This window comes from Streptomyces sp. AP-93 (assembly GCF_022808175.1).
Lineage (GTDB): Bacteria > Actinomycetota > Actinomycetes > Streptomycetales > Streptomycetaceae > Streptomyces.
This window is the reverse complement of record NZ_JALGBX010000018.1, coordinates 36,620-56,797: the sequence shown is the minus strand read 5'-3', so window position 1 is coordinate 56,797 and position 20,178 is coordinate 36,620. Positions and strand designations below refer to the sequence as shown.

The window sequence follows — 20,178 nt, the reverse complement described above, 5'->3', positions numbered from 1 at the left end:
AGGGCCCCAACCCTCCGAAAAGCACTGCGGCCGGGATCCGGGCCCGTTGACCTGGAACAGGGATGGCGCCGCGCCGACTCGGCACCACCCCTGATCCGAGAAGCCCCGAGGAAGGAGCTGTCACGTCGCTCGGCGACGTCCGTACAGTTTCGATCGGCCGACCGGGACTTGGCGAGAGTTGCAAGACGTTGCAACCTTTGACTCGGAACCGCCCTCCGGACGTACCGGTCCGCCCCTGGAAGGGGCGCGCACCGGACGGCCCACCGGGCGGGAGCCGTCGTACGTCTGTTCCGCACGGGGAGGTTCCGGTGGCCCACACCACAGGCAGCGCGGTCGATGCGGCACGCATCTCGGCCATGGACGCGCGGGAGGCCGCACGTCTGCTCAAGGGGGTACGGGCGGCCGCGCTGGCCGGGGACCGGCCGCCGGCCGCGCCGCGCCCGGAGATCGCCGAGTCCTGGCGCCGGATGATGGCGGGCGGGGTGCACCCGGACCGCGACAGCCGTTCGCGGATGCTGTCGCTCGCCGAGACCGAGGAGCGGCGCCAGACCTCTCCGCTACGGGACCTGCTGCCGGTCCTGCGCGAAGGGCTGCTGCCCTCGCTGGACGAGGCCCTGCACATCATGGTCGTCGCCGACGCCGACGGGCGGCTGCTGTGGCGGGAGGGCCACTCCTCGATCCTGCGCAACGCGGACCGGCTCGGCTTCGGGGTGGGCGCCCACTGGGACGAGGCGGTGGTCGGCACCAACGGGGTCGGCACCGCCCTGGTGGCCCGCAGACCGGTCCAGGTCTTCTCGGCGGAGCACTTCGTCTCCAGCCACCACGACTGGACCTGCGCCGGAGCCCCCGTGCGGGACCCCCGCGACGGCTCCCTGTTGGGGGTCCTCGACGTCAGCGGGCCGCTGGCCACCATGCACCCGGCGACCCTGGCCTGGGTGAGCTCGGTGGCCCGGCTCGCGGAGCGGGAGCTGCGCGTACGGCACCTGGAGTCGCTGGAACGGCTGCGGGCGGTGGCGGCCCCGCTGCTGGCCCGGGTGCCGGGGCGGGCGCTGGCCGTGGACGGCAACGGCTGGACGGCGGCCGTCACGGGGCTCGCACCCGTCGACCGGATCCCGCTGCCGAAGTCCTTCGGACCCGGCCGGGTGTGGGTGCCGCAGCTCGGCGACTGCCTGGTGGAGCCGCTGCCGGGCGGCTGGCTGGTGAACGTCACGGAGGCCCGTGCCGGCGCCGGGGCGGCCGCCCGCGTCGTCCTCGACCTCAGCCGGCCGGGCGCCTGGCGGGCCACCGTCTACGGGGCCGCGGGGAGCTGGTCGCAGGAACTGAGCCCGCGCCACGCGGAGCTGCTGTTCCTGCTGGCGGAGTCCCCCCGGGGACGCTCGGCGGCGGAACTCTCGCAGGAGCTGTTCGGGGACCCGACGCGCACGGTGACGGTCCGCGCGGAGATCTCCCGGGTGCGCCGCAACCTCGGCGGCGTGCTCGCCCACCGGCCGTACCGCTTCGCGCACGACGTGGAGGTGGAGCTGATCCGCCCCGGGAACCCGGCCGCGCTGCTCCCGCACTCCACGGCGCCCGCGGTGATCAGCGCCCGGCTGGGCCCGAACGGGACCGGCATGATTCCCTGACGTCCATGAGCACCATCACGCTGACCACCTGGTCCCTGGAAATGACCGCACCGTCCGACCTCGTCCCGGCGGCGGTCCCGGGCCCCGAGATCCGGATCGTCCGGTCGGAGGTCCCCTCCCCCGAGTTCAGCCGGTTCCTCTACGCCTCGGTGGGCGGTGACATCCACTGGACGGACCGGCTGGCGCTGACCCGCGCGCAGTGGATGGAGCAGCTGGGCCGTCCCGGCGTGGAGACGTGGGTGGCGTACGACCGGGGCACCCCCGCGGGGTACGTGGAACTCGACCCGCAGCCCGACGGTGTGGTGGAGATCATGTACTTCGGCCTCCTCCCCGACTTCCGGGGGCGCCGCATCGGCGGCCACCTGCTGACCGTGGGCATCGAGCGGGCCTGGTCCCTGGCCGAGCGCTGGCCGGAGCTGGACCCGACGCGGCGCGTCTGGCTGCACACGTGCAGCGAGGACGGGCCGACGGCGATGGCGAACTACCAGCGCCGCGGCTTCAAGGTCTTCAAGGAGGAGACGGAGGAGAAGGTCCCCGCCCCCACCCCGGGCCCCTGGCCGGGCGCGTAGCCGCGACCCGGCCTGGCCGCGCCTCAAACGCCGGCGGGGCTGGATATATCCAGCCCCGCCGGCGTTTGAGGCGGTCTTTCAGCCTCGCCGGCATTTGAGGCGGGAACGGCGGAAGGGCGGGTAGGGGACAAGAGCCCGCGCAGCGGAACAGGTGGGGCTCAGGGGGGCCCTGAGGTGACCCCCATCACGGGGATCTTGCGATGCGAGACGAGTTCGTCCGGATTGTGGACAGTAGTGGACTCCTCCAATCGCCCCATGCCACGCTTCCCCCCATGAACGGAGCTGGAATTGCCTTGGTGAGTCGGCGGCACGTCGACCTCGGCCGCATGTCCAGCGCCATCTGTCCGGCGCGCTGACGCACAGCACCGCCGTGACAGCGCCCCGCAGCGCTGACGCCGCGGACGCGATCACACCGCCCGCCGTCAGCTACCACCGCAGTCCCCTGTAGGCCGGTCGTCGCCCCAAAAAGGCGACGAAACAGCCACATCCGCTCCACGCGCGCCAGGGGTCACGCCGCCGCTCCCCCCTGCCCCTGCCTCGAGCCGCCGAAGAAGGACGTACCGCCATGGCCGCCACCCCCGATACGACCGCAGCCGCCGCACCCGCCGCCGCCGCGCGCCGCAAGACCGGCCGTCACCGCGGTGAGGGCCAGTGGGCCGTCGGACACCACACGCCCCTCAACGGCAACGAGCAGTTCAAGAAGGACGACGACGGTCTCAATGTGCGGGCGCGCATCGAGAACATCTACTCCAAGGCGGGCTTCGACTCGATCGACCCCAACGACCTGCGCGGCCGCATGCGCTGGTGGGGCCTCTACACCCAGCGCAAGCCCGGGATCGACGGCGGCAAGACCGCGATCCTGGAGCCGGAGGAGCTGGACGACAAGTACTTCATGCTGCGCGTCCGCATCGACGGCGGCCGGCTGACCACCGAGCAGCTGCGCGTCATCGGCGAGATCTCCGAGGAGTTCGCCCGCGGCACCGCCGACCTCACGGACCGGCAGAACGTGCAGTACCACTGGATCCGCATCGAGGACGTCCCGGAGATCTGGCGCCGTCTGGAGGCCGTCGGCCTCTCGACCACCGAGGCCTGCGGTGACACCCCCCGCGTGATCCTGGGCTCGCCCGTCGCCGGCATCGCGCTGGACGAGATCATCGACGGCACCCCCGCCATCGACGAGATCTACGCCCGCATCGTGGGCAACCCGGACTTCTCCAACCTGCCCCGCAAGTTCAAGTCCGCGATCTCCGGCTCGCCGCTGCTCGACGTGGCGCACGAGATCAACGACATCGCCTTCGTGGGCGTGAACCACCCCGAGCACGGCCCCGGCTTCGACGTCTGGGTCGGCGGCGGCCTCTCCACCAACCCGAAGCTGGGTGTGCGCCTGGGCACCTGGGTCTCGCTCGACGAGGTCCCGGACATCTACGAGGGCGTCATCTCGATCTTCCGCGACTACGGCTACCGCCGGCTGCGCACCCGCGCCCGCCTGAAGTTCCTCGTCGCCGACTGGGGCCCGGCCAAGTTCCGCCAGGTCCTGGAGGACGAGTACCTGAAGCGCAAGCTGACCGACGGCCCCGCGCCCGAGCAGCCCAGCGGCCAGTGGCGCGACCACGTCGGCGTGCACCAGCAGCAGGACGGCAACTTCTACGTCGGCTTCGCGCCGCGCGTGGGCCGTGTCGACGGTGCCACCCTGACGAAGATCGCCGCCGTCGCCGAGCAGCACGGTTCCGGCCGGCTGCGCACCACCGCCGAGCAGAAGATGATCGTGCTCGACATCGAGGCGGGCCAGGTCGACTCGGTCGTCGCGGCCCTAGAGGCGCTGGACCTGCGGGTCAACCCGTCCCCGTTCCGCCGCGGCACGATGGCCTGCACCGGCATCGAGTTCTGCAAGCTGGCCATCGTCGAGACGAAGGCGCGCGGCGCCTCGCTGATCGACGAACTGGAGCGCCGCCTGCCGGAGTTCGCCGAGCCGCTCACCATCAACATCAACGGCTGCCCGAACGCCTGCGCCCGTATCCAGGTGGCGGACATCGGTCTCAAGGGCCAGCTGGTCCTGGACGACGACGGCAACCAGGTCGAGGGCTACCAGGTCCACCTGGGCGGCGCACTCGGACTGGAGGCCGGATTCGGCCGCAAGGTCCGCGGTCTCAAGGTCACCTCGGCCGGTCTGCCGGACTACGTCGAGCGGGTCGTCTCGCGCTTCGAGGACCAGCGCGAGGACGGCGAGCGCTTCGCCGCCTGGGTCACCCGCGCCAAGGACGAGGATCTGTCGTGAGCGAGCGCGCCGCACCGTTCTACTGCCCGTACTGCGGCGACGAGGACCTGTTCCCGAACGAAACAGGCCACGGCGCCTGGGAATGCAGGGCCTGCAATCGAGCCTTCCAGCTGAAGTACCTCGGGCTGCTGGCCCGGGGTGTTCAGTCCAATGACGCTGGAGGGGACGAGATATGACCACGATTCAGGACGCCGGTCTCAAGGCCGCGGACCTCACGTCCGCAGACCTCGAGACTGCCGACCTCAAGGCGCTGGCCGAGCAGGCCGGCCGTGACCTCGAGGACGCCACCCCGCTGGAGATCCTCACCTGGGCGGCCGAGACCTTCGGCAAGAAGTTCGCCGTGACCTCCTCCATGGAGGACGCGGTCGTCGCCCACCTCGCCTCCCGCGCCTTCCCCGGCGTGGACGTGGTCTTCCTCGACACGGGCTACCACTTCGAGGAGACCATCGGCACCCGTGACGCGGTCGAGGCCGTGATGGACGTCAACGTCATCACGCTCACCCCGCGCCAGAGCGTCGCCGAGCAGGACGCCGAGTACGGCCCCAAGCTGCACGACCGCGACCCCGACCTGTGCTGCGCGCTGCGCAAGGTCAAGCCGCTCGAAGAGGGCCTGACCGCGTACGCCGCGTGGGCGACGGGCCTGCGCCGCGACGAGTCCCCGACCCGGGCGAACACCCCGGTGGTCGGCTGGGACGAGAAGCGGCAGAAGGTCAAGGTCTCGCCGATCGCCCGCTGGACCCAGGACGACGTGGACGCGTACGTCCTGGAGCACGGGGTGCTCACCAACCCGCTGCTGATGGACGGGTACACCTCCGTCGGCTGCGCCCCCTGCACCCGCCGGGTGGCGGAGGGCGAGGACGCCCGCGCCGGCCGCTGGGCCGGGCGCGGCAAGACCGAGTGCGGACTGCACGGCTGATGGCGACCACCAGCACGACGACCAGTGCGTCCGGCAGCGGGGCCACCGGCAAGACCGACGCACGTACAGAACCGACGGAGACGAACCAGATGAGCGTGAGCGACCAGGGCGCCACCGTGTGGCTGACCGGGCTGCCGAGCGCGGGCAAGACCACCATCGCCTACGCGCTGGCCGAGCGGCTGCGCGCCGAGGGCCACCGCGTGGAGGTCCTCGACGGCGACGAGATCCGCGAGTTCCTCTCCGCCGGTCTCGGTTTCAGCCGCGAGGACCGGCACACCAACGTGCAGCGGATCGGCTTCGTCGCCGAACTCCTCGCGTCCAACGGCGTGAAGGCTCTCGTCCCGGTGATCGCGCCGTTCGCGGACAGCCGTGAGGCCGTCCGCAAGCGGCACGCCGCCGAGGGCGCCTCGTACCTGGAGGTCCACGTGGCCACCCCCGTCGAGGTCTGCTCCGAGCGTGACGTGAAGGGCCTGTACGCCAAGCAGGCGGCGGGCGAGATCTCCGGTCTGACCGGGGTCGACGACCCGTACGAGGCGCCGGAGTCCCCGGACCTCCGTATCGAGTCGCACACGCAGTCCGTACAGGAGTCGGCTTCGGCCCTGCACGCGCTGCTCACCGAGAGGGGTCTGGCATGACCGCCACCGTCGCACACGTCCACGAAGGGACGGACGCGCCCTACGCGCTGTCGCACCTCGACGCCCTCGAGTCGGAGGCCGTGCACATCTTCCGCGAGGTGGCGGGCGAGTTCGAGAAGCCGGTGATCCTCTTCTCCGGCGGCAAGGACTCCATCGTCATGCTGCACCTGGCGCTCAAGGCGTTCGCGCCCGCGCCGGTGCCGTTCACCCTGCTCCACGTGGACACCGGCCACAACTTCCCCGAGGTCCTGGACTACCGCGACCGCGCGGTCGCCAAGCACGGCCTGCGCCTGCACGTGGCCTCGGTCCAGGAGTACATCGACGCCGGCAAGCTCCGCGAGCGCCCCGACGGGGTCCGCAACCCGCTGCAGACCGTCCCCCTCACGGAGGCGATCCAGCAGCTCAAGTTCGACGCCGTCTTCGGCGGCGGACGCCGCGACGAGGAGAAGGCCCGCGCCAAGGAGCGCGTCTTCTCCCTGCGCGACGAGTTCTCCCAGTGGGACCCGCGCCGCCAGCGCCCCGAGCTGTGGCAGCTCTACAACGGCCGCCACGCGCCGGGCGAGCACGTGCGCGTCTTCCCGCTCTCCAACTGGACCGAGCTGGACGTGTGGCAGTACATCGCCCGCGAGAAGATCGAACTGCCGGAGATCTACTTCGCCCACGAGCGCGAGGTCTTCAAGCGCAACGGCATGTGGCTGACGGCCGGCGAGTGGGGCGGCGCCAAGGGCGACGAGACCACCGAGACCCGTCTGATCCGCTACCGCACCGTCGGTGACATGTCCTGCACCGGTGCCGTCGACTCCGACGCCACCACGCTGGACGCCGTGATCACCGAAATCGCCGCCTCCCGGCTCACCGAGCGGGGCGCGACCCGCGCCGACGACAAGATGTCCGAGGCCGCGATGGAAGACCGCAAGCGCGAAGGGTACTTCTAACCATGACCTCCACCACCGATCAGTTCGCCGGCTTGGTCGACCCTTCCGTGACCACGCTGCTGCGCTTCGCGACCGCCGGTTCCGTCGACGACGGCAAGTCCACGCTCGTCGGGCGCCTCCTGCACGACTCCAAGTCGATCCTCACCGACCAGCTGGAGGCCGTCGAGGCCGTGTCCGCCCAGCGCGGTCAGGACACCCCCGACCTGGCGCTGCTCACCGACGGCCTGCGGGCCGAGCGCGAGCAGGGCATCACCATCGACGTCGCGTACCGCTACTTCGCCACGGCGCGGCGGCGGTTCATCCTCGCCGACACCCCGGGGCACGTGCAGTACACCCGGAACATGGTCACCGGCGCCTCCACCGCCGACCTGGCCGTGGTCCTGGTCGACGCCCGCAACGGCGTGATCGAGCAGACCCGCCGGCACGCCGCCGTCGCGGCCCTGCTGCGGGTGCCCCACGTGGTCCTGGCCGTCAACAAGATGGACCTGGTGGGCTACGAGGAGGCCGTCTTCGCATCGATCGCCGAGGAGTTCACCGCGTACGCCTCCGACCTGGGCGTCCCGGAGATCACCGCGATCCCGATCTCGGCCCTGGCCGGTGACAACGTGGTGGAGCCCTCCGCGCACATGGACTGGTACGGCGGCCCCACGGTGCTGGAGCACCTGGAGACCGTCCCGGTCAGCCACGACCTCACCGCCTGCCCGGCGCGTTTCCCGGTGCAGTACGTGATCCGTCCGCAGACCGCCGAGCACCCGGACTACCGGGGCTACGCGGGCCAGATCGCCTCCGGCGTGCTGCGCGTCGGCGAGGCCGTCACCGTCCTGCCGTCGGGCCGCACCTCGGTCATCGAGGGCATCGACGCGCTCGGCGAGAGCGTCGACATCGCGTGGGCCCCGCAGTCGGTGACCCTGCGCCTGCGGGACGACATCGACATCTCGCGCGGCGACCTGATCGCGCCGTCGTCGAGCTCCCCCGCCACCACGCAGGACGTCGTGGCGACGGTCTGCCACGTGGCGGACCAGCCCCTCGCCGTGGGCGCCCGGGTGCTGATCAAGCACACCACGCGCACGGTGAAGGCGATCGTCAAGGAGATCCCCTCGCGGCTGACCCTGGACGACCTGTCCCAGCACCCGAACCCCGGGCAGCTGGTGGCCAACGACATCGGCCGAGTCGTCGTCCGTACCGCCGAGCCGCTCGCGCTCGACTCGTACGCCGACTCGCGCCGCACCGGGTCCTTCCTGCTGATCGACCCGGCGGACGGCACGACACTGGCGGCCGGCATGGTCGGCGAATCCTTCGCCTCCACCGCCGAGACCACCGTTCAGGCTGATGAGGAAGGGTGGGACTTCTGATCATGCTTGCCGATATCTTCTCCACCTTCGCGAAGGAGGGCGGCCGCGTAGGCAGCGGCTCCCTCGGCAGCGGCACGGGAGGCGTGGGGCGATGTGCGTGATGACGTACGCGCACCGCATGCGCGCCCACACCCCCCACGAGCCGTACCTGCCCTCGCTCAGCAAACGAAGACGTGCGTCGTGACACGACGCTACGAGAGGAAGCCCTCCCGTGCCTGCCATCGGTACCTCCGCTAAGACCCTGCGCCGCAGCATCGTCGCCGCTGCCGCCCTCCCGCTCCTGATCGGCGCGCTCGCCTCGTGCGGCTACGGCTCCGAGGCCACGAAGGACGACGCTCCCGCGAAGGAGAACGTCGCCGCCGACGCCGGCAAGAAGCTGTCGGCCTCCGAGGTCCGCATCGGCTACTTCCCGAACCTGACGCACGCCACCGCGCTGGTCGGTCTCCAGGAAGGCCTGATCGCCAAGGAGCTCGGCGCCACCGCGATCAAGCCGCAGTCCTTCAACGCCGGCCCGTCCGAGATCGAAGCCCTCAACGGCGGCTCTCTCGACATCGGCTTCATCGGCCCCTCGCCGTCGATCAACGCCTACGTGAAGTCCAAGGGCAACAACCTGCGGATCATCTCCGGCTCCGCATCCGGCGGCGTCAAGCTGGTCGTGAACCCGGACAAGATCAAGACCCTGGACGACCTCAAGGGCAAGAAGATCGCCACCCCGCAGAAGGGGAACACGCAGGACGTCGCGTTCCTCAACTGGATCGCCGAGAAGGGCTGGAAGGTCGACCCGGAGTCCGGCAAGGGTGACGTCTCCGTCGTCCGCACGGACAACAAGGTCGCCCCGGACGCCTTCAAGTCGGGCTCGATCGACGGCGCCTGGGTGCCGGAGCCCACGGCCTCCAAGCTCGTCTCCGACGGCGCCGCCGTCCTCCTCGACGAGACGGCCCTGTGGCCCGACAAGAAGTTCGTGATCACGAACATCATCGTGTCGCAGAAGTTCCTCAAGGAGCACCCGGACGTCGTCGAGGCCGTGCTCAAGGGCACGGTGAAGACCAACGAGTGGATCAACGCCAACCCGGACAAGGCCAAGGCCTCCGCGAACGCGAAGCTCGCGGCGGAGGGCGGCAAGCCGCTCGACGCCAAGGTCATCGACCCGGCGTGGCCGAGCATCCTGATCACCGACGACCCGCTGGCGGCGACGCTGAAGACGCAGTCGGAGTGGGCGGTCAAGGCCAAGCTCATCGAGAAGCCCGACCTGAACGGCATCTACGACCTGACGCTCCTGAACAAGGTGCTCAAGGCGGCCGGCAAGCCCGAGGTCTCCGACGCCGGTCTCGGCGCCACCAAGTAGTCCGTCCAGCAGTCCGTCCAGCAATCCCTTCAGTACCCGTCCCGAATCCCAGGAGGTGACGACCATGGCCACCATGCTTGCCAAGGCTGCCGAGGGCACCGTAGCGGAGCAGACGCACGCCGCTCGGATCGAGCACGTTTCGAAGTCCTTCTCCGGCCCGGCCGGATCGCAGCTCGTCCTGGACGACATCAGCCTCGATGTCGCTCCCGGAGAGTTCGTCACCATCCTGGGTGCCTCGGGCTGTGGAAAGTCCACGCTCCTCAACCTGGTCGCCGGACTGGACAAGCCGTCCGCGGGGTCGATCGAGACCCCCGGCGGCCGTCCGGCCCTGATGTTCCAGGAGCACGCCCTCTTCCCGTGGCTCACCGCGGGCAAGAACATCGAACTCGCCCTGCGCCTGCGCGGGGTGGCCAAGGCCGACCGCAAGCCCGAGGCCGAGCGGCTGCTGGAGCTGGTCCGCCTCGGCGGCTCGTACGGCAAGCGGGTCCACGAGCTGTCCGGCGGCATGCGCCAGCGCGTGGCCCTGGCCCGGGCGCTCGCCCAGGACAGCCAGCTGCTGCTGATGGACGAGCCCTTCGCGGCGCTCGACGCCATCACCCGCGACGTGCTGCACGGCGAGCTCACCCGCATCTGGGAAGAGACGAACCTGTCCGTCCTGTTCGTCACGCACAACGTCCGCGAGGCCGTACGGCTCGCGCAGCGTGTGGTCCTGCTGTCCTCGCGCCCCGGCCGGGTCGCGAAGGAGTGGACCGTGGGCATCCCGCAGCCGCGCCGCATCGAGGACGCGGACGTCGCGGAACTGTCCCTCGAAATCACCGAACACCTGCGTGGGGAGATCCGCCGCCATGGCCAGCACTGACACCACTCCCGAGGCCCAGTCCAAGGCCAAGGCCGAGGACCTCGCCGGACTGGAGGCGGGCCTCGACGCGCTCGACGCCGTCCAGACCCACCGCACCCCGGTCCGCGAAGTCCTCGTCAAGAAGGTCCTGCCGCCGGTCATCGCCGTCGGCCTGGTCCTCCTCGTCTGGCAGATCCTCGTCGCCGCGAAGATCACCGACGAGACCAAGCTCCCCGCCCTGTCCTCCGTCTGGGACAGCCTGTCCGACATGTGGATGAAGGGCACCCTGCTCGAGGTCATCTGGACCAGCGTTTCGCGCGGTCTGCTCGGCTTCCTGCTGGCCCTGGCCATCGGCACCCCGCTCGGTCTGCTCGTCGCCCGGGTGAAGTTCGTCCGCGCCGCGATCGGCCCGATCCTGCAGGGGCTGCAGTCGCTGCCCTCGGTCGCCTGGGTGCCCCCGGCGGTGCTCTGGTTCGGGCTCAACGACGCGATGATGTACACCGTCATCCTGCTCGGCGCCGTCCCGTCGATCGCCAACGGCCTCGTCTCCGGCATCGACCAGATCCCGCCGCTGTTCCTGCGGGCCGGCCGCACCCTGGGCGCCACCGGCCTGCGCGGCGCCTGGCACGTGGTCATGCCGGCCGCGCTGCCCGGGTACCTGGCCGGCCTCAAGCAGGGCTGGGCCTTCTCCTGGCGCTCCCTGATGGCCGCCGAGATCATCGCCAGCTCCCCCGACCTGGGCCTGGGCCTCGGCCAGCTCCTCGAGAACGGCCGCAACAACATCGACCTGCCGGGCGTGTTCCTCGCGATCATCCTGATCCTGGTCGTCGGCATCGCGATCGACCTGCTGATCTTCAGCCCGGTCGAGCGGTGGGTGCTGCGCACCCGCGGCCTGCTGGTCAAGAGCTGATCACCGTGCCGGCGCACGTCACGCACTCGACGCAGGCTCCCGCCCTGCTGGTCATCGCCCACGGCAGCCGCGACCCGCGGCACGCGGCGACCGTGCACGCCCTCACCCGGCGGGTACGGGCGCTGCGGCCGGGGCTGCGCGTGGAGACCGCGTTCCTGGACTTCGACACCCCGACCGTCGACCAGGCGGTGGCCTCGCTCTACCTCTCGGGCGTACGCGAGATCGTGGCGCTCCCGCTCCTCCTGACGCGGGCGTTCCACGCGAAGTCCGACATCCCGGCGGTGCTCGCCGGAGCCACGTCCCACCTGCCGGACCTCTCGGTCCGGATCGCGGATGTGCTCGGCCCGTCGCCGCTGCTGCTGGCGACCCTGGAGCGCCGGCTGTGGGAAGCCGGCCTCACCCCGGCGGACCGCGCCACCACCGGTGTGGTGCTCGCGTCCGCCGGTTCCTCAGACCCGGAGGCGATCGCAGTGATCGCTGAAATCGCGCGGGAGTGGCGGCACACCGGTTGGTGCGCCGTGCGGCCTGCGTTCGCCTCCGCTGTTCTCCCCCGGACGGAGGACGCCGTACGGGCGCTGCGCGCAGAGGGCGTCCGCCGGATCGCGGTGGCCCCCTACGTCATCGCCCCCGGCCGGCTCCCCGACCGCATCGCGGCGGGCGCCGAAGCCGCGGGCGCCGACGTGATCTCCGGCGTCCTGGGCCCCTCCCCGGAACTGGCCCGGCTGCTGCTGCGCCGCTACGACGCGGCCGCCGCGACCCCGGCCCGCATCCCGGCCCTGGCGGCCTGACCCGCCGACTGCGGTCTGCCGCTGCGCGGGGCGGTGTCCCCTACCCGCCCTTCGCCCGTTCCCCGGGCTCTGCCCGGACCCGGTCCTCAAACGCCGGACGGGCTGGATTTGCCGCTGTGGGGCGAAATTCAGCCTCGCCGGCGTTTGAGGCGCGGGGTCTGGGGCGGAGCCCCAGGGGGTCCGGGGCGCAGCCCCGGGGAACGGGCGAAGGGCGGGTAGGGGATTTCGCCCCGCGCAGCGGCAAGGGTCGCTGCGGGGACTTCGCCCCGCGCAGCGGCTCAGGACCGCGCCGCGGCCTCGTCGGCCAGGGCCGTCAGGTCCTCGACGGACATCGCACCGGGCGGCAAGCCCTCCCGCGCGAAGATGTTCGCCGCGTGCCGCAGCGTGTCGTTGACCGGCGTGGCCACCCCGTGCAGCCGCCCCAACAGCACGACCTCCCCGTTGAGATAGTCCGCCTCCACCGACCCCGTCCCCCGCGCCAGGCTCTGCCAGGACGACCCGCCCCGCACCACCCCGGCCGGCGCCTCGACCTTGCCGTCGCGCGCCGCCGACTGCTCCGCGTCCGAAGCCCAGTCGACCCCCGCGGCGCCGAAGGCGGCCTTCGCCTCCCGTACGGCCCGCAGCAGCAGCGCCGCCTTCGCGGGCTCCGGCTCGGGGCCGGTCGTCGCCTGGATCGCGTTGCCCAGATTGCCCAGCAGCTTCGCGTACTTCCACCGCATCACGTCCTCGACGACCGGCGCCCCGAACCCGGCCTTCTCCAGGTCGGCCGCGATCCGCCGCACGGGCCCGTCGGCGCCCCCGGCGGCCTTCCCCAGGTGCAGGATCCCGGTCAGCGGCGCGCAGAGCGCGGAGACCGCCCCCGGCTCCAGGAAGGTCGCCGGCAGCCATACGCAGACCCCGTACACGCGCGCGAAGCGGCGCAGGGCGAGGCGTTCGCTCTCCACGCCGTTCTGCGCGCACAGCACCGGCAGCCGCTGCGCGGCCGTACCGCCGCCCGCGACCTCCGCGTCGGCCCACGCGTCGAGCGCGGCGAGCGCGTCCTGGGTCTTCACGGTCAGCAACAGCACGTCGCCGGGGCGCAGTTCACCCAGCTCGGCCGGCCCCGTGACGACGGGCAGCCGGTGGACCCGCTCCCCGTCCGCCGTGGTGAGCCGCAGCCCGTCGGCCCGCAGGGCCTCCGCATGAGGGCCGCGCGCGACGAGGACGACCTCACTGCCGGACTCCGCGAGACGTCCGCCGATGGTCGCGCCGATCGCTCCGGCGCCGATGATGATGTAACGCATGCCCACGAGCCTGGCACATCGGCGGGCCCGGGATACGGTCGGGCCATGTCTGTTGACGTGGATGAGACGTTCGCCCTCGGTGGGGACCTGCCCGTACGCCGCCTCGGACTCGGCACCGGCGGCCTGGTCGGCGCCGGCTACTGGGGCCCGCGCGCCGCCCGCCCCGCATCGGTCGCGCTGCTGCGCACCGCCGTCGCACGCGGGGTCACCCTGATCGACACCGCCGACAACTACGGCCCCCACCTGGCCGAGGAACTGGTCGCCGAGGCCCTCCACCCGTACGGGGAGCGGCTGGTGGTCTCCACCAAGGGCGGGGTGGTGCGCACCGGCCCCGGCCAGTGGCACGCGGCGGGCCGCCCGGAGGACCTGCGCGCCATGTGCGAGGCGAGCCTGCGCAGGCTCCGCCTGGACCGGATCGACCTCTACCAGCTGCACCGCTTCGACCCGGCCGTCCCGCCGGCGGAGCAGCTGGGCACGCTGGCCGAGCTCCGGGCGGAGGGCAAGATCCGCCACATCGGGCTGAACACGGTGACGGCGGACCAGCTCAGGGAGGCCCTGTCCCTGGTCCCGGTGGCCTCGGTCCAGAACCCGTACAACCTCCTGGACCGCTCCTCGGCGGAGCTCCTCGCGCTGTGCGAGGAGCGCGGCATCGCCTTCCTCCCCTACTACCCGCTGGGCAGCGGAGCCCTGACCCGGGAGAGCGCCGCCGCACTGACGGCGGTCGCCGCCGAACACGGCGCGTCCACCGGCCAGATCGCCCTGGCCTGGCTCCTCCAGCACTCCCCGGTGCTGTGCCCCACGCCCGGGACGGGTTCCCCGGACCACCTGGCGGAGAACCTGGACGCGTCGACGGTCCACCTGACCCCGCACGAGATGACCCTGCTGAACGGGCTGGCGGACTGAGCCGCTCTCACCAGTGGGCGGTGGCGTCCCAGGGCTCGAAGAGCGCGTACGCGACGGGGTCGTCGTCCTGGTCGAGCCCGAGGAGCCCCTCCGTCCCGAACCGGCCGCGCCGCCAGGCGAGCAGGGTGTCCACGAGCCCGTACGGCAGGACCGGCCCCTGTGGGGCGTGCCGGGGCCAGACGACGAGCGGCCAGGCTTCGGGGTCGGGACCCTCGGTGAGCCAGCCGAGCTTGTCGTTGTCGAGCGAGGTCGCGAAGGTGAGCAGGGAGCCGTGCTCCGGCCAGAGCGGGTACGGGTCCCGCGCCCGCCAACTGCCCCTGGCTCCCCGGTAGGCCTCGGCGTCCTGCTCCGCGTGGCGGCGGAATCCGCCGTCGCCGCGCAGCGGGGTGTGGAAGCGCAGCCAGTCGCCCCAGCAGCCGGCGCCGTACCGGTCCATGAGGGTCACGTACTCGGTGGGGAGGCGGGTGCCGAGTTCCCCGAAGAGCCGCTCCCAGGTGCCGTCGCCGAGGTACGGGGTCCGCGGGGGCGGCGTGAGCACCGTCAGGGCGGCCAGTCCGGTGCCGGAGTCCAGGGCGAAGTCCCGTCGCTCGCCGGTCAGTCGTGGAGCGGTGTGCGGGGGCGGGGTCCAGGGCAGGGGGTGTTCCGCGTCCCAGCGGCGCCCCAGGGTGGCGGGCAACGCGTTCAGCGGGCGGGTGCAGGCCTCCGTCAGGTACTCGGTGAGCGTGAGGTCGTAAGCCTCCCACCGGTCGCCGGAGCAGCGGTCGCACTGGCGCGGGCGCAGGACGACCACGGTCCACCGGTCGGGGTCCGGGGAGGCCGAGGTGTCCCAGAACAGCGTGTCGGACCGGTCGGTGCCCCAGGCCAGCAGCCCGCCGGGAGCCGGGTGGACGGCCGGGCGGGCCGGCTCCGCCAGGGTCCGGGCTTCGATGCGGGCTTCGCGGTGGGTCTCCCGGAGCCAGTCGCCGTAGTCGAAGCGGTCCCTGTCCTGTCCGTCCTCGGCCTGGTGGTACGGGGTCCGAACCGTGAGCCGTCCGCCGAACTGCGCCGTCCCCCAGGCTTCGGCCAGTCGTTTGTAGTCGGCGGGGAGCGGCAGCCCGAGCCACTCCTCCACCGCCGGCCAGTCCACGGGTACCGGTGCCGGTGGCGGGTGCTCGGCGTCCTCGGAGGTGAGGCCGGCGAGTTCGGCGAAGTCCATGCGTCAGTCTCGCGTGAGCTCCACCAGCTTGGCGACCGTGTTCCAGTTGCGGGTGGTCACGTCCAGGCCCTTGACCACCGCCGGCTTCGCGAGGGCCTCGCCGAGTTTGGAGCGGCCGAGGCCGTTCGGGGCGTAGAGGTAGATGACGCGGTCGCCCACTCGGTACTCCTCCGGGAGGTAGGCGGGGGCGTCGACCGAGGCGAAGCGGGACTCGGCGGGCTGCTCGGAGCAGAAGGTGGCGTGCAGCTGCTTGCCTTCGAGGTCGGCGGCCGGGAAGGGGCAGGCGTCGGCGACGGCGCGCAGGTAGGCGCCGTCGAGGACCAGGCAGGGGACCCGGAAGCCGAAGTGGGCTTCGATGGCCGCCTCCAGGTCGCGGGCGAGGGCGGCAGGGGCCTTGCCCGTCGTACTGGTGAAGACGGCGTTGCCGCTCTGGAGGTACGTCTGCGCGTCCTCGTGGCCGAGGCCGTCCAGGACCTGGCGCAGCTCGGCCATCGGGACCTTCTTGTTGCCGCCGACGTTGATGCCCCGGAGCAGCGCCGCGTACTTCGCCTTGGCCGGCTTGGTCGTCTTGGTCATGCCTGCACGATAGGGCGCGGGACGGGCGGAGTGCGCGTGGCGCAGGAGGAGCCAATTCGTTTGATGGCAGGGGCAGTCGGTAGGGTGCCAGGTCACGACCGCAACCGGTGGGACACGGGCTGGTCAGGGCTCTGCCGCAGTGTGTGGCATCTCCACCGCTGCCGCTGCGGCGCCTGCCCGCTCGCGTCCCGGGGCGGTCTTCACGGCCGGGCAGTCGGAACCCGGCCGCCGGGTCAGGAGGAATGCGTGGCACAGCTCATTGCCGAGGTCTCGAGGACGTTCAACGAGTTCCTGCTCTTGCCCAACCGAACCCGGACCGGCTGCTCGCCCGCCACGGTCGACCTGTCCACGCCCCTGGTCCGGCACCTCGCGGGCCGGCGGTCGGCGATCGAACTCGGCTCTCCGTTCACCTCCGCGATCATGCAAGCGGTGAGCACACCGGAACTCGCGATCGCGCTCGCGCGCAGCGGCGGACTGAGCTTCCTGCACCACAACCAGTCGGTCCAGGACCAGGCCGCAGCCGTCCGCCAGGTGAAGAACTTCAAGGCCGGCTTCGTCACGAGCGACACCAACGTCCGCCCGGACGACAGCCTGAGCCACCTGGTCGCCGTCATGCGGTGCACTGGTCACAGCACCGCCGCGGTCACCCACGACGGCACCCCCGTCGGCCGCCTGCTCGGCCTGGTGACCTCGCGCGACTTCCACCCCCAGCGCCACGACCTCGACGGACCGGTGAGCGGCCGGATGACCGCCCTCGCCGACCTGCCCCACGCCGGAGCCGACACCACGCTCTCCGAGGCCAACGCACGGCTGTGGGACCAGCGGCTGGACTGCCTCCCGGTGCTGGACGCCGAGGGCCGTCTGCAGCACCTGGTGTTCCGGTCCGACTACGCGGACAACAAGCGCTTCCCCAACCAGGCCGTGGACAGCGCCAAACGCCTGCGCGTGGGGGCGGGCATCAACACCCACGATTACCAGGAGCGTGTCCCCGCCCTGCTGGAGGCGGGCGCGGACGCCCTGTGCTTCGACTCCTCCGACGGCTACAGCGACTGGCAGGCGCAGGCCCTGGCCTGGGTGAAGAAGCACTACCCGGAGATCCCGACGGGCGGCGGAAACGTGGTCGACGGCGAAGCGTTCACCTTCCTCGCCGAGGCCGGCGCGGACTTCGTCAAGGTGGGCGTGGGCGGCGGTTCCATCTGCATCACCCGCGACCAGAAGGGCATCGGCCGCGGCCAGGCCAGCGCCGTGCTGGACGTCGCCGCCGCCCGCGACGCCTTCCGCGACCGCACCGGCGAGTACGTGCCGATCTGCTCCGACGGCGGACTGGTGCACGACTACCACGTGGCCCTGGCGCTGGCGATGGGAGCCGACTTCGTGATGATGGGACGCTACTTCGCCCGATTCGACCAGGCCGCCGGCGCCAAGCTCCCCACCCGGGACGGCTTCGTGAAGGAGTACTGGGGCGAAGGCTCGCACCGCGCCCGCAACTGGCAGCGCTACGGCCAGGGCGGCCAGGGCCTGATCTTCGAGGAAGGCGTGGACGGCTACGTCCCCTACGCCGGCGACCTCGGCGAAGGGCTCGCCCTGACCATCGCCAAACTCAAGACCACGATGGTGTCCTGCGGCTCGGCCACGCTCGCGGAATTCCAGTCCACCGCCCGGCTGACCCTGGTCTCCGACCAGAGCTTCCAGGAGAGCCACGCCAACGTCACCCTGCGGGACACCCCGGCGACGCTCGCCTGAGCTCACGCCGTCCGCGCCCCGGACAGTTCGGCCCCGGACAGTTCGGCCTCGATCAGGTCGGCCGCCTGCCGCGTGCCGCCTTCCGTCGCCATCTCGCGGCGGATCCGGTCCGCGCGGGCGGCCACCTCCGGGTCGGCGACCAGGGCGAGGACGGCTTCGCGCAGGGTCGCGGCGTCGGCCTCGGCCATCGGGACGTGCCGGGCGACACCGAGGGCGGCCAGCATGTCGGCGTTGCCGAACTGGTCGACGGCCTGCGGGACCGCGACCATCGGGGTGCCGGTGGCCAGCCCCTCCTGGCAGCCGCCCGTGCCCGCGTGGGTGATGAAGGCGTCGGCCTGGCGCAGGATGTCCAACTGGGGAACCCAGCGGTGGACTTCGACGTTGGCGGGGACCGCTCCGAGCTCGGCCTCGTCGGTGAACTTGCCGATCTGGAGCACCACGTGCCAGTCGGGCAGGTCGCCGAAGGCCTCCAGGCAGGCCCGGTAGAAGGCCGGCTGCTTGGTGAAGGTGGACCCGAAGGAGACCAGGAGGACCTTCTTCCCCTCGGCGGCCGCGGGGCGCGTCCAGGTGCCCTGGGTGGCGCTGCGGTCGCCCTGGCAGGCGCCGACGAAGGTGTACACGGCCTCGTCGACCCGGTCGGCGTGGGGCTGGAGGGCGCGCGGGATGAGTACGACGCTGCGGCGGGGGCGGCCGACGAAGCGGTCGCTGTCCTCGTCGATGCCGTTCTCGTCGAGCCAGGCGCGGAAGCGGTCGTAGTACGCCTTCCCGCGCTCGGACGCCCGCAGTTCGGCGGTCATCGGCTCGCCGACCTCCTCCTCGTAGCCGGTCCAGGCGACCAGGGTCGGGGAGAGGGAGACGGCGGGGACGTCCCAGCGGTGGGCGAGGACCCTCGCGGGGTAGGCGGTGATGTCGTGGAGGACGAGGTCGGGCTCGTCGCCCTCGAAGGCGGCCGCCAGCTGAGGCAGGGCCTGGACGGCGTCGGCGAGGAAGGGCTCGATGTTGTCGATGAGCTCGGTGCCCCACGCGTCGGGGTCCTCGTCGGTGGGGAGGGCGGAGTTCCAGATCACCGGGGTGGCGCCGGTCTCGGCGATCTTGTCGGCGTACGCGGCGGGGATGGCGTAGCTGACGCGGTGGCCACGGGCGACCAGTTCGCGGATCACTTCGATGCTCGGGTTCACGTGGCCGGCGGCGGCGATGGAGAACATGGCGATGTGGGCGGGCTTCGGTGTCGTGGTCATGAGGAAAAGATAACGAGACGAGACGTCTCGTGCAACCTGTAGGGGAGAACTGGGGAGAATTCTCGAGGACGGGCGGGACGGGCCGGATGCGAAACTTGTCCGGTCATGAGTACCCGGGTACGCCCCGGTGCCGCCCGGGGCACCCGGGGAAACGGACGGACTGCGGAGAACGGCATGGACGAGGCACGCGCCCGGGACGCCCTGACGGCGGCGGGCCTGGCACCGGCGGGGGCGGGCACCGGGGCGTCCGGGCCCCGGCTGCTGGCCCTCGGGGAGAACGCCGTCTTCGCGCTCGGCGACGGCCTCGTCGCCAAGGTCGGCCGGGAGGCGGCGCTGCTGCCGCGCGCCGAGCTGGAGCTCGCGGTGGCGGCCTGGCTCGCCGAGTGCGGGGTCCCCGCGGTCCGCGCGGCCGAGCCGGAGCCCCGGCTGGTCGACGGGCACCCGGTGACCTTGTGGCACCGGCTCCCCGACGCGGTCCGCCCGGCCGGCCCGGGCGACCTCGCGGCGCTGCTGCGGCAGATCCACGCCCTGCCCGCGCCCCCCTTCGCACTGCCCCCGCGCGATCTGCTGGGCGGGGTCGAGCGCTGGCTGCGGCTCGCGGGCGGGGCCGTCGATCCGGCGGACGCGGCGTACTTGCGGGCCCGCCGCGACGGGTACGCCGCCCAGGTCGCCGGCCTCACCCCGCACCTCGCGCCGGGCCCGATCCACGGCGACGCACTGCCCCGCAACGTCCACGTGGGCCCGGACGGGCCGGTGCTCGTCGACCTCGAGACGGTCTCCGCCGACCTGCGCGAGCACGACCTGGTGGTGATGGCCCTCTCCCGCGACCGGTACGGACTGCCCGGCGCGTCGTACGAGGAGTTCACGGCGGCGTACGGCTGGGACGTGCGCGACTGGGAGGGCTGCGCGGTCCTGCGCGGCGCCCGCGAGACGGCCAGCTGCGCCTGGGTCTCCCAGCACGCCCCGGCCAACCCGAAGGCCCTGGCCGAGTTCCGCCGCCGGGTGGCCTCCCTGCGCGAGGGCGACCCGGAAATCCGCTGGCACCCGTTCTAGGG

19 protein-coding genes and 1 pseudogene are annotated in these 20,178 nt (G+C 72.1%); 16 read left to right on the top strand and 4 right to left on the bottom strand.

All coding sequences use genetic code 11. The features are described from left to right. Positions 1-356 precede the first annotated feature (356 nt). From MTF69_RS27115 to MTF69_RS27060, 13 genes are all read left to right on the top strand, one after another. Positions 357-1,622 (top strand): helix-turn-helix domain-containing protein, encoded by a 1,266-nt coding sequence (locus MTF69_RS27115; protein WP_243338886.1) that lies wholly within the window; start codon positions 357-359, stop codon positions 1,620-1,622. 5 nt (positions 1,623-1,627) lie between these two features. Next, positions 1,628-2,191 (top strand): GNAT family N-acetyltransferase, encoded by a 564-nt coding sequence (locus MTF69_RS27110; protein WP_243338721.1) that lies wholly within the window; start codon positions 1,628-1,630, stop codon positions 2,189-2,191. A gap of 200 nt (positions 2,192-2,391) precedes the next feature. Beyond that, a complete protein-coding gene (locus MTF69_RS43805) occupies positions 2,392-2,547 on the top strand; it encodes a putative leader peptide (RefSeq protein ID WP_351382296.1) in 156 nt (51 codons plus the stop codon). Positions 2,548-2,756: 209 nt separating this feature from the next. Further along, positions 2,757-4,466, top strand: coding sequence for a nitrite/sulfite reductase (locus MTF69_RS27105; RefSeq protein WP_243338719.1), 1,710 nt, complete (start codon positions 2,757-2,759; stop codon positions 4,464-4,466). Continuing rightward, the gene (locus MTF69_RS27100; protein WP_214956597.1) at positions 4,463-4,642 is read left to right on the top strand and encodes a DpnI domain-containing protein; all 180 of its coding nucleotides are present in this window, start codon (positions 4,463-4,465) and stop codon (positions 4,640-4,642) included. Before MTF69_RS27105 ends, MTF69_RS27100 begins: the two co-directional genes overlap by 4 nt. Further along, entirely contained in the window at positions 4,639-5,382 is a 744-nt protein-coding gene (locus MTF69_RS27095; RefSeq protein ID WP_243338717.1) for a phosphoadenylyl-sulfate reductase, read from the top strand. Before MTF69_RS27100 ends, MTF69_RS27095 begins: the two co-directional genes overlap by 4 nt. Positions 5,383-5,471: 89 nt before the next feature. Continuing rightward, entirely contained in the window at positions 5,472-6,017 is a 546-nt protein-coding gene (cysC, locus tag MTF69_RS27090; RefSeq protein WP_243338885.1) for an adenylyl-sulfate kinase, read from the top strand. Then, positions 6,014-6,952 (top strand): sulfate adenylyltransferase subunit CysD, encoded by a 939-nt coding sequence (gene cysD, locus MTF69_RS27085; RefSeq protein WP_243338715.1) that lies wholly within the window; start codon positions 6,014-6,016, stop codon positions 6,950-6,952. The genes cysC and cysD overlap by 4 nt, the downstream gene beginning before the upstream one ends. Positions 6,953-6,954: 2 nt before the next feature. Beyond that, positions 6,955-8,304: a sulfate adenylyltransferase subunit 1 gene (locus tag MTF69_RS27080; RefSeq protein ID WP_243338714.1), complete on the top strand. Its 1,350-nt coding sequence runs from the start codon at positions 6,955-6,957 to the stop codon at positions 8,302-8,304. A gap of 211 nt (positions 8,305-8,515) precedes the next feature. Continuing rightward, complete coding sequence (locus tag MTF69_RS27075; RefSeq protein ID WP_243338712.1) at positions 8,516-9,649, top strand: aliphatic sulfonate ABC transporter substrate-binding protein; 1,134 nt, start codon at positions 8,516-8,518, stop codon at positions 9,647-9,649. A gap of 64 nt (positions 9,650-9,713) precedes the next feature. After that, positions 9,714-10,508: an ABC transporter ATP-binding protein gene (locus MTF69_RS27070; protein ID WP_243338711.1), complete on the top strand. Its 795-nt coding sequence runs from the start codon at positions 9,714-9,716 to the stop codon at positions 10,506-10,508. Continuing rightward, entirely contained in the window at positions 10,495-11,397 is a 903-nt protein-coding gene (locus MTF69_RS27065; protein ID WP_243338709.1) for an ABC transporter permease, read from the top strand. The genes MTF69_RS27070 and MTF69_RS27065 overlap by 14 nt, the downstream gene beginning before the upstream one ends. Positions 11,398-11,402: 5 nt before the next feature. Then, positions 11,403-12,185 (top strand): sirohydrochlorin chelatase, encoded by a 783-nt coding sequence (locus MTF69_RS27060; RefSeq protein WP_243338708.1) that lies wholly within the window; start codon positions 11,403-11,405, stop codon positions 12,183-12,185. Positions 12,186-12,463: 278 nt separating this feature from the next. Here MTF69_RS27060 and MTF69_RS27055 read toward each other — a convergent pair whose 3' ends face one another. Next, complete coding sequence (locus tag MTF69_RS27055; RefSeq protein WP_243338703.1) at positions 12,464-13,468, bottom strand: ketopantoate reductase family protein; 1,005 nt, start codon at positions 13,466-13,468, stop codon at positions 12,464-12,466. Positions 13,469-13,513: 45 nt separating this feature from the next. Here MTF69_RS27055 and MTF69_RS27050 point away from each other — a divergent pair, with 45 nt between their 5' ends. After that, positions 13,514-14,371: an aldo/keto reductase gene (locus MTF69_RS27050; protein ID WP_243338702.1), complete on the top strand. Its 858-nt coding sequence runs from the start codon at positions 13,514-13,516 to the stop codon at positions 14,369-14,371. Positions 14,372-14,378: 7 nt separating this feature from the next. Here the strand turns inward: MTF69_RS27050 and MTF69_RS27045 are convergent, their stop codons facing one another. Continuing rightward, complete coding sequence (locus tag MTF69_RS27045) at positions 14,379-15,566, bottom strand: hypothetical protein (RefSeq protein ID WP_243338700.1); 1,188 nt, start codon at positions 15,564-15,566, stop codon at positions 14,379-14,381. A gap of 3 nt (positions 15,567-15,569) precedes the next feature. Beyond that, positions 15,570-16,142: a DUF1697 domain-containing protein gene (locus MTF69_RS27040; RefSeq protein WP_243338698.1), complete on the bottom strand. Its 573-nt coding sequence runs from the start codon at positions 16,140-16,142 to the stop codon at positions 15,570-15,572. A 246-nt stretch (positions 16,143-16,388) separates the two neighbouring features. Here MTF69_RS27040 and MTF69_RS27035 point away from each other — a divergent pair, with 246 nt between their 5' ends. Beyond that, positions 16,389-17,885, top strand: a complete 1,497-nt coding sequence (locus tag MTF69_RS27035; protein WP_243338695.1) for an IMP dehydrogenase — start codon at positions 16,389-16,391, stop codon at positions 17,883-17,885. A 2-nt stretch (positions 17,886-17,887) separates the two neighbouring features. Here MTF69_RS27035 and mgt read toward each other — a convergent pair. Further along, positions 17,888-19,158, bottom strand: a pseudogene (gene mgt, locus MTF69_RS27030) (macrolide-inactivating glycosyltransferase). A gap of 139 nt (positions 19,159-19,297) precedes the next feature. Here mgt and MTF69_RS27025 point away from each other — a divergent pair. Next, positions 19,298-20,176, top strand: coding sequence for a phosphotransferase enzyme family protein (locus tag MTF69_RS27025; RefSeq protein WP_243338692.1), 879 nt, complete (start codon positions 19,298-19,300; stop codon positions 20,174-20,176). The last annotated feature ends 2 nt before the right edge of the window (positions 20,177-20,178 follow it).

Excerpts from the sequence above, each read along its gene's own strand:
- MTF69_RS27115 (WP_243338886.1), top strand. The coding sequence starts at position 357 with ATGGACGCGCGGGAGGCCGCACGTCTGCTCAAGGGGGTACGGGCGGCC.
- MTF69_RS27110 (WP_243338721.1), top strand. The coding sequence starts at position 1,628 with ATGAGCACCATCACGCTGACCACCTGGTCCCTGGAAATGACCGCACCG.
- MTF69_RS43805 (WP_351382296.1), top strand. The coding sequence starts at position 2,392 with ATGCGAGACGAGTTCGTCCGGATTGTGGACAGTAGTGGACTCCTCCAA.
- MTF69_RS27105 (WP_243338719.1), top strand. The coding sequence starts at position 2,757 with ATGGCCGCCACCCCCGATACGACCGCAGCCGCCGCACCCGCCGCCGCC.
- MTF69_RS27095 (WP_243338717.1), top strand. The coding sequence starts at position 4,639 with ATGACCACGATTCAGGACGCCGGTCTCAAGGCCGCGGACCTCACGTCC.
- cysC (WP_243338885.1), top strand. The coding sequence starts at position 5,472 with ATGAGCGTGAGCGACCAGGGCGCCACCGTGTGGCTGACCGGGCTGCCG.
- cysD (WP_243338715.1), top strand. The coding sequence starts at position 6,014 with ATGACCGCCACCGTCGCACACGTCCACGAAGGGACGGACGCGCCCTAC.
- MTF69_RS27080 (WP_243338714.1), top strand. The coding sequence starts at position 6,955 with ATGACCTCCACCACCGATCAGTTCGCCGGCTTGGTCGACCCTTCCGTG.
- MTF69_RS27070 (WP_243338711.1), top strand. The coding sequence starts at position 9,714 with ATGGCCACCATGCTTGCCAAGGCTGCCGAGGGCACCGTAGCGGAGCAG.
- MTF69_RS27065 (WP_243338709.1), top strand. The coding sequence starts at position 10,495 with ATGGCCAGCACTGACACCACTCCCGAGGCCCAGTCCAAGGCCAAGGCC.
- MTF69_RS27055 (WP_243338703.1), bottom strand. The coding sequence starts at position 13,468 with ATGCGTTACATCATCATCGGCGCCGGAGCGATCGGCGCGACCATCGGC.
- MTF69_RS27050 (WP_243338702.1), top strand. The coding sequence starts at position 13,514 with ATGTCTGTTGACGTGGATGAGACGTTCGCCCTCGGTGGGGACCTGCCC.
- MTF69_RS27045 (WP_243338700.1), bottom strand. The coding sequence starts at position 15,566 with ATGGACTTCGCCGAACTCGCCGGCCTCACCTCCGAGGACGCCGAGCAC.
- MTF69_RS27040 (WP_243338698.1), bottom strand. The coding sequence starts at position 16,142 with ATGACCAAGACGACCAAGCCGGCCAAGGCGAAGTACGCGGCGCTGCTC.
- MTF69_RS27025 (WP_243338692.1), top strand. The coding sequence starts at position 19,298 with ATGGACGAGGCACGCGCCCGGGACGCCCTGACGGCGGCGGGCCTGGCA.